The organism is Nocardia fusca NBRC 14340 (assembly GCF_001618425.1).
GTDB classification, from domain to species: Bacteria; Actinomycetota; Actinomycetes; order Mycobacteriales; family Mycobacteriaceae; genus Nocardia; species Nocardia fusca.
In genome coordinates this window covers 26,183-42,492 of the sequence record NZ_BDCU01000016.1, presented here as the reverse complement: position 1 = coordinate 42,492, position 16,310 = coordinate 26,183, and the positions used below count along the sequence as shown (strand labels likewise).

General features: G+C 68.9%; 14 protein-coding genes. 8 read left to right on the top strand and 6 right to left on the bottom strand.

Going from position 1 to position 16,310, the window contains the following annotated elements:
- From NF4_RS05175 to NF4_RS05150, 6 genes are read right to left on the bottom strand one after another with little or no spacing between them, the layout of a single operon-like run.
- Positions 1–1,158 (bottom strand): LLM class flavin-dependent oxidoreductase, encoded by a 1,158-nt coding sequence (locus NF4_RS05175; protein WP_063126156.1) that lies wholly within the window; start codon positions 1,156–1,158, stop codon positions 1–3.
- On the bottom strand, positions 1,155–2,201 hold the full coding sequence (locus NF4_RS05170; protein WP_063126155.1) for an LLM class flavin-dependent oxidoreductase: 1,047 nt from the start codon (positions 2,199–2,201) through the stop codon (positions 1,155–1,157). Before NF4_RS05170 ends, NF4_RS05175 begins: the two co-directional genes overlap by 4 nt.
- The gene (locus NF4_RS05165; RefSeq protein WP_063126154.1) at positions 2,198–3,247 is read right to left on the bottom strand and encodes an ABC transporter substrate-binding protein; all 1,050 of its coding nucleotides are present in this window, start codon (positions 3,245–3,247) and stop codon (positions 2,198–2,200) included. The genes NF4_RS05170 and NF4_RS05165 overlap by 4 nt, the downstream gene beginning before the upstream one ends.
- Positions 3,244–4,056 carry an ABC transporter ATP-binding protein gene (locus tag NF4_RS05160; RefSeq protein ID WP_063126360.1) on the bottom strand — a complete coding sequence of 271 codons (813 nt, stop codon included), beginning with the start codon at positions 4,054–4,056 and terminating at the stop codon, positions 3,244–3,246. The genes NF4_RS05165 and NF4_RS05160 overlap by 4 nt, the downstream gene beginning before the upstream one ends.
- Positions 4,053–4,916 carry an ABC transporter permease gene (locus NF4_RS05155; protein WP_063126153.1) on the bottom strand — a complete coding sequence of 288 codons (864 nt, stop codon included), beginning with the start codon at positions 4,914–4,916 and terminating at the stop codon, positions 4,053–4,055. The genes NF4_RS05160 and NF4_RS05155 overlap by 4 nt, the downstream gene beginning before the upstream one ends.
- A 1-nt stretch (position 4,917) precedes the next feature.
- A complete protein-coding gene (locus NF4_RS05150; protein WP_063126152.1) occupies positions 4,918–5,979 on the bottom strand; it encodes an NrtA/SsuA/CpmA family ABC transporter substrate-binding protein in 1,062 nt (353 codons plus the stop codon).
- A 267-nt stretch (positions 5,980–6,246) separates the two neighbouring features.
- Here NF4_RS05150 and NF4_RS05145 point away from each other — a divergent pair, with 267 nt between their 5' ends.
- The 8 genes from NF4_RS05145 to NF4_RS05110 all read left to right on the top strand — a co-directional run bounded on the left by NF4_RS05145 (position 6,247) and on the right by NF4_RS05110 (position 16,097).
- Positions 6,247–7,002 (top strand): IclR family transcriptional regulator, encoded by a 756-nt coding sequence (locus tag NF4_RS05145; protein ID WP_063126151.1) that lies wholly within the window; start codon positions 6,247–6,249, stop codon positions 7,000–7,002.
- 326 nt (positions 7,003–7,328) lie between these two features.
- Positions 7,329–7,676, top strand: a complete 348-nt coding sequence (locus NF4_RS05140; protein ID WP_063126150.1) for an L-rhamnose mutarotase — start codon at positions 7,329–7,331, stop codon at positions 7,674–7,676.
- Between the two features lie 56 nt (positions 7,677–7,732).
- Entirely contained in the window at positions 7,733–9,097 is a 1,365-nt protein-coding gene (locus tag NF4_RS05135) for an MFS transporter (protein WP_063126149.1), read from the top strand.
- A gap of 1 nt (position 9,098) precedes the next feature.
- A complete protein-coding gene (gene rhaI, locus NF4_RS05130; RefSeq protein ID WP_063126148.1) occupies positions 9,099–10,286 on the top strand; it encodes an L-rhamnose isomerase in 1,188 nt (395 codons plus the stop codon).
- Between the two features lie 34 nt (positions 10,287–10,320).
- A complete protein-coding gene (locus tag NF4_RS05125; protein ID WP_063126147.1) occupies positions 10,321–12,357 on the top strand; it encodes a bifunctional rhamnulose-1-phosphate aldolase/short-chain dehydrogenase in 2,037 nt (678 codons plus the stop codon).
- Positions 12,354–13,805, top strand: a complete 1,452-nt coding sequence (locus NF4_RS05120) for a rhamnulokinase (protein ID WP_063126146.1) — start codon at positions 12,354–12,356, stop codon at positions 13,803–13,805. Before NF4_RS05125 ends, NF4_RS05120 begins: the two co-directional genes overlap by 4 nt.
- Entirely contained in the window at positions 13,805–15,052 is a 1,248-nt protein-coding gene (locus NF4_RS05115; RefSeq protein WP_198165223.1) for an alpha-hydroxy acid oxidase, read from the top strand. Before NF4_RS05120 ends, NF4_RS05115 begins: the two co-directional genes overlap by 1 nt.
- 55 nt (positions 15,053–15,107) lie before the next feature.
- Positions 15,108–16,097, top strand: a complete 990-nt coding sequence (locus tag NF4_RS05110; RefSeq protein ID WP_063126145.1) for a LacI family DNA-binding transcriptional regulator — start codon at positions 15,108–15,110, stop codon at positions 16,095–16,097.
- The last annotated feature ends 213 nt before the right edge of the window (positions 16,098–16,310 follow it).

The window sequence follows — 16,310 nt, the reverse complement described above, 5'->3', positions numbered from 1 at the left end:
CTATCGGGTGGAAAGAGCGCGAACCGGGGTGGGAGTGGTGCGCCGGAGGAGTGGCAGCACTTCTTCGCCCACGCGGTAGGCCTCTTCGAGGTGGGGATTGCCGGCGAGGATGAACGCGTCCACGCCGAGATCGATCAATTGGTCGAGGCGTTCGGCGATCTGCTCGTAGCTGCCCACGAGCCCGAATGCCGGCCCGCCGCGGATGAGGCTGAACCCGCACCACACATTGGGCTGGACTTCGAGGTCGCGGTAACCGGTGATGTGCTGCGGCACCCAGCCTTTGATCCGGGCGGCACCGACGGAGTCGCCCTGGGCGGCCCGGTCGGCTGCCGCACGGTCGACGGATGCCCACCCCTTCTCGATCTCCGTCCACGCGGCCTCTTCGGTATGCCGGGCAACGATGTCGATGCGGACCGCGAACTTCGGTGCGCGGCCGGATTTCTCGGAATGTGCGCGGACCCCGTCGAACTTCGCCCGCAGGTCGTCGAACGGTTCGAGCCACGACAGGTAGTAGTCGGCGTGCCGGCCCGCGGCGTCGACCGCGGCCCCGGACGACCCGGAGAAGTACACCTCGGGGAACGGCCGGCCCGCCAGCAGAGGTGGCAGTGCCGCGCCCTCGGTCCGGAAGAACCGCCCCGTGTAGTCGAAGGGTGTGCCGTCCCACACTCCGCGCAGCACATCGAGGAACTCCGAGGTGCGCGCATAGCGGTCGTCGTGCGCCACCTTGTCGCCCCACCACAACTGCGGTGCCCCACCGCCGCCGCTGATGATGTTGTAGACCAGGCGTCCCCCGGTGGCACGTTGCAGGCTCGCCGACATCCGGGCGGCCTGCAGCGGGTGCAGGAAGCCGGGCTGGAACGCCACCATGAAGCGGTAGGTATCGGTTTCCCGGGCGAGTGCGGACGCGGTGGCCCACGGGTCCTCGGTGATCGGAAAGGAGGGCAACAGTCCACCGACGAATCCCGCGGACTCCGAAGCCTTCACCACCGCGGCCATATGGTCGATATAGCTGTATCCGTCCAACCTGCCGCCCCGGATGGCGGGTGCGATATTGCCCGGCCCGTGGCCGCCGGCATGCCCCCGGTTGTAGCGACGTGGCGTGCGCAACGACGCATGGTCGCCCTCCATTCCGATGCGCCAATAGAAGTCCGTGCTCACGCGTGGTTCTCCTGTCCTGCGAGAGTGCGGCCGGCCGGGTCGGCGAGGTGGAGCAGGTGTTCTCCGGCCCGGTGCAGTTCCTCGATGTGTGGGTGCCCGGTCAGTTCGACTGTCTCGATGCCGCGCGTGCGGTAGTCCGCGAGTGCCTGCGCCACTTGTTCGTAACTGCCGACCAGGCCGATCGACCGGGTGTAACCGATGCGGTCGAAGCCCGGCCAGCGGAAGTCGTCGAGTGCGAGTGCCCGGACCTCGGCGTCATCCGCCTCCGGATGAACCTCGCGCCACTGGCGCAGGACGCGCGCCCACGCCTCGTCCTCGGTCTCCCGGGCGATGACAGGCAAGGCGAGTCCCGCACGCACGGTGCGCCCGGATCTGCTCGCCGCATCCCGCAAGGACGCCACCGCGTCGTCGACGCCGTCCGCGGTCTCGGTGAACACGTGCACGTCGCCGTGCCCGGCCGACAGTTCGATCGCCTCGGTCGAATTGCCGGACAGATGGACACGGGGAAATGGCAGACCCGACAGGATGCCACGAAATCCGCCATCGATGACGTCGTAGTATTCGCCGGCGAACTCGAAGCCGGTACCCCCGAACCGTCCGGGCAACACCTGCTCCTCGTTCCACACGCCCCGTGCGACGGTGAGGAATTCGGCCGCCCGTCGGTAACGATCGGCGCCGGTGACCCGGTCACCGCGAGCCGCGGCGTCGCCGGCGTCGGTTTCGACGCGCAACCGCCAGTCGAGCCGGCCGTTCGAGAGTCGTTGCAGGGTGGCCGACAACTTGGCCGCGTACACGGGTGTCCCGAACGCGGGATGGAATTCGACGCCGACCCGCAGGTGCCGAGTCTGCCGCAGGGCGGAGCCGGCGACCACCCACGATTCCTCACCCTCCGGGTCGTAGGGAGCGACGACACCGTCGAGTCCGGACAGTTCGGCGGCGAGCACGACCTGGTCGAGGAAATCGAATCCGCCGCGGTGCGCGGAGACGGAGCCGACGTGGCGGCCGTCCCCGCGAACCGGAAGCTCCCACAGGAACTCGGTCACGACGATGCCTCTTTTTCGGCGGCGAGCCGCGCGCTCGCCTGCCGCAGCGGTTCGGGGGCGACCCACGAGGCGAGATCGAAGTCCGTGGCGAGGAAGCCGTGGGTGTAGAGGAACTGTTTCTGCACGTCGAGCAGTTCGATCCGCTCGTCGGACAGCGTCGGGTGCAGGCCACGGTGGAATGTGTCGCCGTACGCGGCCTGGACGCCCGCCGCGCCGGAGAAGGTCTCCCCGGCCAGTACGGCGCGGACCTCGTCGAGGTTGCCGGCGGCCCAGTTCGCGGCCCGCAGCGTCTGTGTGAGGAACCCGACCACCAGATCGGGGCGCGACTCCAGCAGGTCCGCGTGCACGGTGATCGGGCGCGGGGTGCCATTGTTGACGCGCGAGCGCTTCGATTCGGTGGTATCGAGATCGACCGCGGTACGCAGGCCGTGTTCGCGCGCGACCTCCTGAGCGCGGGCGCCCTTGACATAGATCGCATCGACGTCACCGGCGAGCAGCGCCTCCACACCCCAGGTGGTGATTCTGCGACCCGTTGCTTTCTCGCCCCGTACCTGCGGGTCGCGCTCGACCGCGACCTCGACGGGCCGGACGTCGGCGAAGGTGAGCCCACCGAGTGCGAGCGCACTCGCGAATCCGTGGAGAGCCATCGCCCGGGGGAAACTGCGTGCCCGGTCCTGCGCCCAGGCGGGTACCGCGATCCGCAGCCCGGCCAGATCACCCGGTCCGGAAGCAGGCGAATCGGGTGCCACCAGGATCGCTTGTGCCTCGTCGATCCAGGTCAGGCCGATCAGCCGGGTGGGTGAACCCGCGGCCCGCGCCGCGAGGGCGGGCACATTGCCGCCCTCGCGGATCAGGCCCGGCAGCTGATGGTCGAAGTGTCGCGGCGCCAGTTCGGGACCGGCATCCTGCAACACTCCCAGGCCGATCCCGGCCGCGGCGGCGGTCTCGCCCAGCCAGCCGAGACTGTGGGCCAAGCCGCTCGCGGTGGGCACGGGGCACCGCGTGTACCAGAGAGTGTCGAGAACAGGGTCGGCGGCAGCGGTCATCGCGTGCTCCTTGAAAAGGTCGTGGGGGAAGAGGTGCGGCCGACACCCAGCTCGGCCAGGAATGCCGCGCGGTAGCGCAGGGACTCGGGATCGGTGCGGTCCCGGGGGCGGGCGAGGTCGATATCGATATCGACCGCGAACCGGCCCTCGTTGAGGATCAGTACCCGGTCGGCCAGCCGGACCGCTTCGTCGACATCGTGGGTCACCAGGAGCACCGCCGGCCGGTGCCGCGCGACGAGGTCGCCCACCAGATCCTGCATCTGGAGCCGGGTCAGCGCGTCGAGCGCCGCGAACGGCTCGTCGAGCAGCAGCAGTTCCGGTTCGCGAACCAGAGCCCGGGCCAGCGCCACCCGCTGTGCCTCGCCGCCCGACAGAGTCGCCGGCGACTGGCGCGCCTTGCCCTCGAGGTTGACCTCGGCCAGCGCGCGGGTGGCGCGCTCCCTGGTCTCGGTGGTGCGGCGCTGACCGATGGTGACGTTGCCGAGAACCCGTTTCGACGGGATCAGTCGCGGCTCCTGGTAGACGGTCGTCCGGCGTGCCGGGACGAGGATCTCTCCTCCATCCGGTTTCTCGAGACCCGTCAGCAGCCGCAGCAGGGTGGTCTTCCCGGTTCCGGACGGACCGAGCAGGACGACGAACTCACCCCGGCGGATCTCCAGGTCTATCCCGTCGAGAACGGTTGTGGCACCGAACTTCTTGCGCAGGCCCGCGATCGACACCGCCACCGGCTCACCTGCCCTGCGGGCGGTGGCCGACGCCGGGCTCCGGGTCCGGGTGGACAGCGGAGGCAAGGGTGCTTCGGGGCTCATCGGGTAGCCACCTGTCCGCGCCACGGCATCGCGAACCGTTCGATGATCCGGACCACTCCGTCGAAGATCAGGCCCAGCACCGCGTACAGCACTACGCAGAGCACCATGTAGTCGGTGCGGTTGTACTCCTGTGCGAGGGTCACCAGATAGCCGATCCCTTCCCGGGTTCCCACCTGCTCTGCCGCGATCAGGCCGGTGATCGCGATGGACAGGCATATCCGCAGTGCCATCAGCACCCCGGGAAGCGCCGACGGCAGGATCACCTCGAACACCAGACGCGGGCCCCTCGATCCGAAGCTCCGCGCCGCTTCGACCATCTTGCGATCGACATTGCGGACGCCGAGATAGGTGTAGGCGTACATGGGCCCGACCGTGGCGAACGCGATCAAGAGCACCTTGAAGGTCTCGTCGATACCGAACCAGGCGATGAAAAGGGGAACCAACGCGAGGAACGGAACCGCTCGGTTGATCTGCATGGTCGAATCCACGAGTTCCTCACCGAGGCTCGACAACCCGGAGAGGACACCGAGAATCAACCCGGCCGCGACCCCGAACAACACCCCGAGAGCGGCACGATTGAACGACGCGATCGAGAAGTCGACGAGCTGTCCCGTTTCGTACAACTCCGCGAAAGCCGTCCACACCTTCGGTGGACCGGCCAGGATCTCCTCGGGGATCACTCCGGTCGCCGAACCGATCCACCACACCGCGACGAGCAGGGCGGGCACGAGAAAACGCAGCGGGATCGATACCCATCGGGGTCGGCGCCGGCCGGCCCGGTATCGCGGCACCTCGAGGCCGGGTTCCCCGCGGCTCCGACCGGGTTCTCCTTTCGCGCGCGGTGTCGTTACGACGGCCATCTCATTTCCCCGTGGTCGGTGCGGGCCGGTTTCCGGCGGCGGCGAGTTTTTCCGCGAGCGGGTAGAAGACGTCCGCCGCGGTGACGGGCCGGGTGATCACACCGTTCTCGTAGAACAGATCCGCCACTCCCTGCAGGTCGGCTGCGTCCTCAGCGGTCGGGTAGTGCGGCACCGACGCCCGCCGGCCGAGGTCGATCGCACGCTCGAGCCGTTCACCGGACAGGGCTCGCGGCCCGGCCTTCTCGAACACGTTCTCGAAGTCCTCGGGGTTGGCCCGCTGACGTTCGACCAGGTGCTGCAACGTCTCGAGATACTTCGCGGCGACGTCCGGCCGCTTGTCGAGCACCTCGGTGCGGAACGCGACGATCGTATTGTCCGTCGAGCCGACGGTGGCCTCGGTCGCGATCTCGACGGCCCCGCGGGCCTTGGCTTCCGCGTACGGATCGTTGAACGATGCCCACGCGTCGACCTGTCCGGTGGAGAAGGCGGAGGCGGCGTCCGATATCTGCAGCGGCACCCGTTCGACCCGGTCGAACGGAATCCCGGCCTGCTCCAATGCCTTCAGCGTGATGTACTCACCCTTACCCGCCGGATTGACCGCGATTCGCTTACCGACGAGGTCTTCTACCTTCCGGATCCCCGAGTCCGGCGAGGCGATGATGCCCGCCTGATCCTGATCCACCGGGTCGGCGACCGCGATGATCCGCACGCCGACATCCTTCGAGAGCGCGCCGACGACCGGGCTGTAGGCGCCACCGGAGACATCGAGCTCGCCGGCGTTGAACAACTTGAGGTTGGCGCTGAACGAAGGCGGCGCGTTGACCCACTCGACCTTCGCACCCAGCGGAGCGAGCGCTTCGTCGAAAGTGCCGTCTCGCTTGGCGACGGCGAGCGGACCGGAATTGCCTTCGTCGGTGACCTTGAGGACGAAGGTGGGTGCACCGCCCGCTGCGGAATCGTCCGAGTCGGCTCCGCCGGAGCCACACGCGGCGGCAACCAGCGCAACGACGGGGAGGATCGCGAGAGCGGCGCGCACTCGAGGTGGTCGGCGGTAGGGACGCATCGGAATCGGCTCCTGGTCGGGCGAGGGCTGGTACTCGAGGAAGCTATGCGGCAGTCATGCGGGTGCCCACCCTTACCATTCCGTTGACCGGAAAGCTTGACGCGAGAACCGGATGTATGTTTGTTCGCCACAGTGCGCGGAAACAGCGAAAATACTCGGATACGAGCCACGACCAGCAGCCGGAAATTGTTGCGGTCGAGTTATGTCTTTCCACAATCCGGAAAATATGGTGCCCGAATCGCTCGCCTTCCGTGCTAGCTTCACCATGTGGAGTCCAGATCCCCCGCCCACGGCCAACTCCAGTCCGTCACACGCGCTCTGGCCGTCCTCGCCTGCTTCCGTAACGGCGAAGACCTCGGTGTCTCCGAAATCGCGCGGCGGCTGGACCTGCCGGTGAGCACTACCCATCGCCTGCTCTCCGCACTCGTCGAGGCGGGCTTCCTGGACAAGATGGACTCACCCAGCCGGTACCGATTGGGGACCGCGCTGGCCGAATACGGTCAGATCGCCTATCGGCAGCACCGCATCCACCTCGCGGAACCGCACCTCGAGGAGCTGGCGAGGATCACGGGCGCAAAAGCCTCCATCGCCGCGCGGCACGGTAACGACGCGGTGCTGCTGGGAACCAGCAGCTGGCGCGAAGCGGACGGCCATGAACTGCAAGGTCTCCGGCTTCCACTCCATGCCAGCGCACTCGGCAAGGTGCTCTTGGCCTGGGCGCAGACCGGCGAGGACGAGTTGACCCGGTTGCCGTACGACCGTGGCACCGCGCGGTCGATTTCCGGGCCGGTGGAGCTCGGCAAGGAACTCGCTCATACCCGGGAACGCGGCTACGCGTTCAACGACGAAGAGCTCGTGCACGGATTCCGGACCATCGGTGTGCCGATATGCGACGAGTCGGGACAGGTCCGGTTCGCACTCGGGCTGCGCGGGCCGGTCGAGCTGATGATCGATGAGCGGGTTCCGTTCTTCGTCGACCTCGCCAAAGTCACCGCCCGTGAGATCGCGGGCGTCCTGCGCTGAGGCCGGCGCGTAGGGAACCGATCGCCGCCGCGACGACTCCCAACCGCGGTTCCCCTGGGTTTCTCGCTCGGGCGGAAGCCGGGGGAGTGACCGTGGAGTGTGGCCGGGTTGCCGATCACCGGCGGTGACCGCCGCATCGGCGATCTCACCGCAGTCGACCGTAGGCCGTCCGGGTCCGGGGGCACGGAAGCGCACCGGCGGTGTGTGGGCGCAGCCGGTACCCGATCCGCGGTCGGCTACCGGCGGGGGTTGACTGCGTCACCATCCAGGCCGTACGGTGGCTCCGATCACATATTGAAACGTTTCAACGATGAGGCGGAACCCCGATGCCCGATACCATCGAACGAGTCTGTTTCCTGCTGACCTTGCGCCCGGAACGGACCGACGACTATCTGGCCGCCCACGCCACGGTGTGGCCGGACATGCTGGATGCGCTGCGAGCGGCGGGCTGGACGAACTACTCGCTGTTCCTCCGGCCGGAAGACGGCCTGGTCGTGGGCTACCTGGAGACGCCGGACTTCGCCCGGGCCCAGGCCGCGATGGCGGCCACCGAGGTCAATACGCGCTGGCAGGCGACGATGGCCGAGTACTTCCAGGCGCCCGCGCCGGGGGAGCCGGGTGCGCGGCCGGACGAGACGATGCACCGCCTCACCGAGTACTTCCACCTGGACTGAGCCGACGGCTCGCCCCGACTTCCCCCTGAGAACCCTGCTAAACCCCGAGGAAGACCATGAAGGTAGGCGCACGAACCACCACCGGGTGGAAAGCGACGATATCCGTCGCGATGTCCAATTACATCGAGGCGGGTTCCATCATCGCCATCGCCACGAGCCTGACCTTCTGGCAGGACGCGTTCGGCATCAGCAATTTCGCCGTCGGATTGCTGGCCGCGTTGAGTGCCAACGCCTTCGGTGCGGCGATCGGCGCAGGTATCGGCGGGCCGCTGTGCGACCGCTTCGGACGTAAGGCGATCTACACCTACGACCTGCTGGTGTACATGGCGGGCGTGCTGCTCGCGACGTTCGCGATGAACTTCGGGATGCTGCTGGCCGCGTTCGTGATCACCGGTATCGCGGTGGGTGCGGGGGTGCCGGCCTCCTGGACCTATATCGCCGAGCAGGCGCCCACCACCGACCGTGCCCGCCATGTCGGCACTGCGCAACTGGCCTGGTCGGTCGGGCCGTTGGTCGGTTTCGCGCTGGCCGCCGTGCTGGCGCCGATGGGGTTGCTCGGGTCGAGACTGATCTTCCTGCACCTGTTCGTGGTGGCGGCGGTGGTCTGGTGGATCCGGCAGGGTCTGGCCGAATCCAAGATCTGGCAGGACGAAGCGGGATCCGATGCGGCGGCGCCGGTGCGGTCGGCCACCGGCGGGCAGGGGTTGCGTGGGCTCTTCTCCCGCCGGATCAATATCACCGCGTTGCTCGTGCTGATGGGCATCTACGGTTTCTGGAACACCGTCGCCGGTCAGGCCGGTATCTTCATGCCGCGGGTCTACGACAGCGCGGGGGTACACAGCGCGGTTGCGCAGAATCTGCTGCAGGTGCTGGTGTGGGGCTGCACCGTCGCGGCGACCTACTTCGGGTTCATGGCCTACGCCGACCGGATCTCCCAGCGACTGCTGTATGTGATCGGCGCGGCGCTCGGTGTGCTGGCCTGGTGCGTACTGGTGTTCTTCACCGACGCCGGGATGCCGACGCTGCTGATCTTCGCGGTGTTGTGGGGCGTCTCCAGCGGTATCGGTGCGCAGGCTTTCTACAGCCTGTGGACCAGCGAACTCTTCGCCACTCCCTACCGCGCCAGTGCGCAGGGTTTCATGTTCTTCGTGGTGCGCTCGGCGACCGGCCTGCTGAGTTACTTCTTCCCCACCATGCTGGCCGCCACCGGGCTCACCGTGGTCGGTCTGCTGCTGATCGGCCTGCTCACCGTGGCCCTGGCGATCGGCGCGGTCTTCGCCCCGCGCACGCAGGGCAAGACGCTGCGCGAGATCGAGGAGGAACGCTACGGCAGCCCGGTCACCGGATCCGAGGGCGCCGGGGTGCTTCCCGATACGGGGCTCGGCCGCGGTCTCGAGGGCGCTCCGGTGGGAGGCCACTGAGATGTCGAACCTGTCCGTTGCGAAAGGAATATCGCCCGTGTCCCTCGACACCGCCCTGGAATCCCTCGCCATCGAACTGCCTTCCTGGGCCTTCGGTAATTCCGGTACCCGGTTCAAAGTGTTCGGGACCCCGGGGACGGCCCGCACGGTGCAGGAGAAGATCGCCGACGCGGCCACCGTGCACCGGCTCACCGGTCTCGCGCCGGCCGTGGCGTTGCACATCCCGTGGGACACGGTCGACGACTATGCCGCACTCGGCCGATACGCCGCAGACCTCGGCGTGCGGCTGGGCACGATCAACTCCAACACCTTCCAGGACGACGACTACAAGTTCGGCAGCCTGACCCACACCGACAAGCGAATCCGCCAGAAGGCGATCGACCATCACCTGGCCTGCCTGGAGGTCATGGCGCAGACCGGCTCCCGGGATCTGAAGATCTGGCTCGCCGACGGCACCAACTATCCGGGGCAGGGCGATATCCGGGGCCGTCAGGACCGGCTCGCGGAATCGCTGTCGGCCATCTACGAACACGTCGGCCCGAACCAGCGGCTGGTGCTCGAGTACAAATTCTTCGAACCGGCCATGTACATGACCGATGTGCCGGACTGGGGTACCGCCTACGCCCAGGTCAGCGCGCTGGGGGAGCGGGCGGTGGTCTGCCTGGACACCGGCCATCACGCGCCGGGCACCAATATCGAGTTCATCGTGGCGCAGTTGCTGCGGCTGCGGAAGCTGGGGTCCTTCGACTTCAACTCCCGTTTCTACGCCGACGACGATCTCATCGTCGGCGCCGCGGACCCGTTCCAGCTGTTCCGCATCCTGTTCGAGGTGCTGCGCGGCGGCGGGCTGGCGCCGGAGAACGGGGTGGCCCTGATGCTGGACCAGTGCCACAACATCGAGGACAAGATCCCCGGCCAGCTCCGCTCGGTGCTCAATGTCGAGGAGATGACGGCGCGGGCCGCGCTGGTCGATCTCGACGCACTTACTGCCGCGCAGGAGTCCGGGGATGTGCTCGGCGCCCACGCCGTGTTCATGGACGCCTTCTACACCGATGTCCGGCCGCGACTGGCGGCGCGGCGCGCCGAGCGCGGCCTGCCGGAGGACCCGATGGCCGCCTACGCCCGCTCCGGACAGCAGCAGCGGCTCGCCGCCGAACGCACCGGGCCCGCCGCCTCCTGGGGCGCCTGACCACACCGACCACCAGAAAGAGGAAATATCTGTCATGACCCACCCCACGGTCGCGGAACTCGTCGCCCGCTCCAACCGGCTCGGCGCCGACCCGAAGAACACCAACTACGCGGGCGGCAACACCTCCGCCAAGGGCACCGACACCGACCCGGTGACCGGCGAGCCCGTCGAGCTGATGTGGGTCAAGGGCTCCGGCGGCGACCTCGGCACACTCACCGAGGCGGGCCTGGCGGTGCTGCGGCTGGACCGCCTGCGCGCCCTGACCGGCGTCTACCCGGGTGTGGACCGTGAAGACGAGATGGTCGCCGCGTTCGACTACACCCTGCACGGCCGCGGCGGCGCCGCCCCCTCCATCGACACCGCCATGCACGGTCTGGTGGAGGCCGCGCACGTGGACCATCTGCACCCCGACTCCGGGATCGCGCTGGCCACCGCCGTCGACGGCCCGGAGTTGACCGAGAAGATCTTCGGCGACCGGGTGGTGTGGGTGCCCTGGCGGCGCCCCGGTTTCCAGCTCGGCCTCGATATCGCCGAGATCCGGCGACGTAACCCGCAGGCCGTCGGCACGATCCTCGGCGGGCACGGCATCACCGCGTGGGGCGATACCTCCGACGAGGCCGAGGCGCACTCGCGGGAGATCATCGACACCATCGAGCAATACCTGGCGGCGAACGGGAAGCCGGAACCGTTCGGACCGGTACTGCCCGGATACGAGGCGCTGCCGGAGTCGCAGCGCCGGGCGAAGGCGGCGGCGCTGGCGCCGTTCCTGCGCGGTCTGGCCTCCACCGACCGCCGCCAGGTCGGGCATTTCACCGATACCGCGCCGGTGCTCGAGTTCCTTTCCCGCGCCGAGCATCCGCGACTGGCCGCACTGGGCACCAGCTGTCCGGACCACTTCCTGCGCACCAAGGTGGCGCCGCTGGTGCTGGACCTGCCCGCCGACGCCTCGATCGAGCAGTGCACGCAGCGGCTCACCGAGCTGCACGAGACCTACCGGGCGGAGTACCGGGCCTACTACGAGCGGCACGCCGCCCCGGACTCGCCGGCGATGCGTGGCGCCGACCCGGCCATTGTGTTGATCCCGGGCGTCGGCATGTTCAGCTACGGTGCGGACAAGCAGACCGCGCGGGTGGCCGGTGAGTTCTACCTGAACGCGATCAATGTCATGCGAGGCGCCGAGTCGGTGTCCCGGTACCAGCCGATCGACGAGTCGGAGAAATTCCGCATCGAGTACTGGGCACTGGAGGAGGCCAAGCTGGCGCGGCGCCCGAAGCCCAAGCCGCTCGCCACCCGGATCGCACTGGTCACTGGTGCGGCTTCCGGTATCGGCAAGGCCATCGCGCAGCGGCTGGCCGCCGAGGGCGCCTGCGTGGTGGTCGCGGACCGCGACGGAGCGAAGGCCGCCGAGGTCGCCGCCGAGATCGGCTCGGCCGACGTGGCGGTCGGTATCGGCGCCGATGTCACCGATGCGGGACAGGTCCGTGCCGCCGTGGACGCGGCGGTGCTCGCGTTCGGCGGCCTGGACCTGGTGGTCAACAACGCCGGTCTCTCGTTGTCGAAATCGCTGCTGGAGACCACCGAGGCGGACTGGGACCTGCAGCACGACGTCATGGCCAAGGGTTCGTTCCTGGTGTCCAAGGCGGCGGCGCGGGCGCTGATCGATCAGCGCATGGGTGGCGACATCCTCTACATCTCGTCGAAGAACTCGGTCTTCGCCGGGCCGAACAATATCGCCTACTCCGCCGCCAAGGCCGATCAGGCGCACCAGGTGCGGCTGCTGGCCGCCGAACTCGGTGAGCACGGCGTGAAGGTGAACGGCATCAACCCCGACGGTGTGGTGCGCGGCTCCGGAATCTTCGCCGGCGGCTGGGGTGCGCAGCGCGCGGCCGTGTACGGCGTGGAGGAGTCCGAACTGGGCGCCTTCTACGCCCAGCGCACCCTGCTCAAGCGGGAGGTGCTGCCCGAACACATCGCCAATGCCGCGTTCGCGCTGTGCAGTCCGGATTTCTCGCACACCACCGGGCTGCACGTGCCGGTCGACGCCGGGGTCGCCGCGGCGTTCCTGCGATGAGCGCCACCGGCGCGGTCGCCGCTGTCGATCTCGGTGCCACCAGCGGCCGGGTCATGCTGGCCCGGGTCGGTCCCGGCCGCATCGCCATGCGGCAGGTCGCCCGGTTCGCCAACGACCCACTGCCGCTGTGGCACGGCGATCGAGAGGCCCTGCACTGGGATCTTCCCGGTCTGTACCGGCATATCGGACGCGGCCTGGCCGAGGCCGCCCGGTTGGAACCGGGCCTGCTGGGCGCCGGGATCGACTCGTGGGCAATAGATTACGGTCTGCTCCGGCACGGCGCGCCGCTCGGACTGCCCCACCACTACCGCGACACCCGTTCGGCCGCCGGTGTGGCGGCAGTGCACGCGGTCGTGGACCCGGACGAGCTGTACCGGCGGAACGGCCTGCAATTCCTGCCCTTCACCACGATCTACCAGCTCGCCACCGAGAAACTCTCGGGCGCACTGGAACCCGCGGACGAGGCGTTGCTGATCCCGGACCTGCTCGGCTACTGGCTGACCGGTGTCCGGGTCACCGAGCGCACCAACGCCTCCACCACCGGATTGCTCGGGCTGGACGGCCGCTGGGACGACGAGGTGCGGACCCGGCTGAGTCTGCCGAACCTGTTCCCGGACGTGGTCGAACCCGGCACGACGCTGGGCCCGGTACTACCCGGAGTAGCGGCGGCTTTCGGGCTGGACCGGGCGTTGACATTGAGCACCGTCGCCTCGCACGACACGGCGTCCGCCGTGGCCGCGGTACCGATGGCGCCGGACACCGCCGCCTATATCTCCTGCGGCACCTGGGGGCTGGCCGGAGTGGAACTGCCCGCGCCGCTGGTTTCGGCGGCAGGTCGGGAGGCCAACTTCACCAACGAGGCCGGACTCGACGGGCGCACCCGCTACCTGCGCAATGTCATGGGTTTGTGGCTGCTCAGTGAGTCGGTGCGGCACTGGCAGCGCACCGACAACACAGTGGACCTCGCCCGATTGCTGGCCGCGGCCGCCGATGCTCCCGCTCCGGCGGCCGTATTCGACGTGGACGACCCGGTGTTCCTCACCCCCGGCGATATGCCCGCCCGGATCGCCGACTGGTACACGGTCCGGGCACTGCCGGCGCCGGACGGCCCCGTCCCGATGGTGCGTGCCATTGTGGAGAGCCTCGCCGCCGCCTTCGCCGCCGGAGTGCGGACCGCTCAGGAGTTGACCGGTATCCCGGTGCGCACGATCCACCTGGTGGGCGGTGGCGCCCGCAACCGGCTGCTGTGCCGGTTGCTGGCCGAGCACGCCGGTGTGCCGGTACTGGCCGGCCCCGTCGAGGCGACCTCGCTCGGAAACATACTGGTGCAGGCCCGCACCCACGGCCTGCTGCACGGCGATGTGGACGCGCTGCGCGCCGAGGTGACCGCCGCATTCCCGCCGCGGCGCTACGAGCCGCGCACCGAACCCGTGAGGAAAGCAGGCTGATGAAACGACAGCTACCCAAACCTCGTGATCTCGCGCCGCTGATGCAGTTCAAGAAGCCGCGCGTCGGCGTTGCGCGGCGGCTGGACGCGGCGCTCACCATCGAGGACCTACGCCGTATCGCCAAACGGCGTACCCCGCGTGCCGCCTTCGACTACACCGACGGCGCCGCGGAAGGTGAGATCTCCCTGGACCGCGCGCGGCAGGCGTTCCGCGATATCGAATTCCACCCGGCGATCCTGCGCGACGTCTCCAAGGTCACCACCGGCTGGGAAGTCCTCGGCGCACCGGTTTCGCTACCGTTCGGTATCGCCCCCACCGGCTTCACCCGGATGATGCAGACGGAGGGCGAATACGCCGGCGCCCGGGTGGCGGGCCGCACCGGCATCCCGTTCTCGCTCTCCACCATGGGCACCGCTTCCATCGAGGATGTGGCCGCGGCGAACCCGCACGGCCGTAACTGGTTCCAGCTCTACATGTGGAAGGACCGGGACCGCTCCATGGCGCTGGTCGAGCGCGCCGCCGCCGCGGGCTTCGACACCCTGCTGGTGACGGTGGACGTCCCGGTGGCCGGCGCCCGGCTGCGCGACACCCGCAACGGAATGTCGATCCCACCCGCACTCACCCCCTCCACCGTGCTCGACGCGCTGCCCCGGCCGCGCTGGTGGATCGACTTCCTCACCACCGAACCGTTGGCCTTCGCCTCGCTGGATCGCTGGTCGGGGACCGTGGCAGAGCTGCTCGACTCCATGTTCGACCCGACGGTGAATTTCGAGGACCTGGCGTGGATCCGCGACCAGTGGCCCGGCAAGGTGGTCGTCAAGGGCATCCAGACCCTCACCGACGCCCGGGCGGTGGTGGACACCGGCGTCGACGGACTCGTGCTCTCCAACCACGGCGGCCGCCAACTCGACCGGGCACCCGTACCGTTCCACCTGCTGCCCGAGGTCGCCCGGGAACTCGGGCGTGACACCGAGATCATCCTCGACACCGGCATCATGTCCGGCGCCGATATCGTGGCCTCGATAGCGCTCGGCGCCCGCTTCACCCTCATCGGCCGCGCCTACCTCTACGGCCTGATGGCCGGCGGCGAAGCCGGGGTGAACCGAGCGGTGGAAATTCTCACCGGACAGGTCGAGCGCACCATGCGGTTGCTCGGCGTCACCTGCCTGGAGGAACTGACCCCACAGCACGTGACCCAGCTGACCAGGCTTGCCCCGCGCCCGATACCCGGCCAAGATCGAGTGTGAGCAGGCCGCGGCGAGGCCTGCGCGGACAGAGGAGGTGCCGGCGCCGGTGGTGAGCATGCGGGAGGTCGCCGCTGCGGCGTCGGTCTCGGTCGGCACCGTCTCCAATGTGCTTAACGCGCCCGACAAGGTCGCACCCGCCACCGTCGACCGGGTTCTCGCCGCCATCGATCGGCTGGGTTTCGTCCGCAACGATGCGGCTCGTCAGCTCAAGGCGGGCCGCTCCCGGTGCGTCGGCCTGGTGGTGCTCGATATCGGCAACCCCTTCTTCTCCGACGTGGCCCGCGCCGCTCAGCAGCGCGCCGCCGAACACGACCTCGTCGTGCTGCTGGGCTCCAGCGACGACGATCCGCACCGCGAACGTCGCTACCTCGAAACTTTCGACGAACAGCGGGTTTTCGGGCTCCTCATCTCGCCGTCCGGGGAGGATCAGCGCCGGCTCGTCGCCTTGCACAACCGCGGTGTGCCGGTGGTGCTGGTGGACCGTGACGGGCAGGGCACGCCGTTCTCCTCGGTCGCCGTGGACGATATCGCCGGCGGCGAGCTGGCCGTGCGACACCTCTGTGCCGGCGGCCGCCGGCACATCGCAGTGATCGGAGGTCCGGCCTCGCTGACGCAGGTGGCGGATCGCCGGGCCGGCGCCCGACGCGCCGCGGCCGAACATCCGGGCGTCACGCTCACTGTCGTCGACACCCCGGCCATGACCGTGCTCGCCGGTCGCGCCGCCGGCGAGCGTATCGCCGCCCGGCCCCCCGGTGACCGGCCCGACGCCGTGTTCTGCGTCAACGACCTGCTCGCGATCGGTGTGCTGCAGGCCCTCACACTGCACGGCGTCGAGGTACCCGGCGACGTCGCGCTGGTCGGCTACGACGATATCGACTTCGCTCAGTCCGCGGTCGTCCCGCTCACCTCGATTCGTCAACCTCGGGCCGAGATCGGCTCCGTCGCCGTCGACCTGCTGGTCGCCGCGGCGGCAGAGGGGGCAGCGCGACCGGAGCACATCTGTTTCCGCCCATATCTGGTCGAGCGCGCCTCCACTGCCGGCTGAGCCGGCTCGCCGCCGGGCGGCCTCCTCGGCCACTCGGTGACCGAGCGATTCGGAATTCCGAGGGTCGGGCCTGCACCCACCACGCCGGCTGCGGGTTCCGGTCCAGTGCGAAATCACCGCGGGACACCCGCAACCGGCCGTCGGCGTCACGACCCTCCCGCAGCCGGCGTTCGGGGCGCGGCGGGCACCACCACCCTGTGGCGGTCGCCGGAC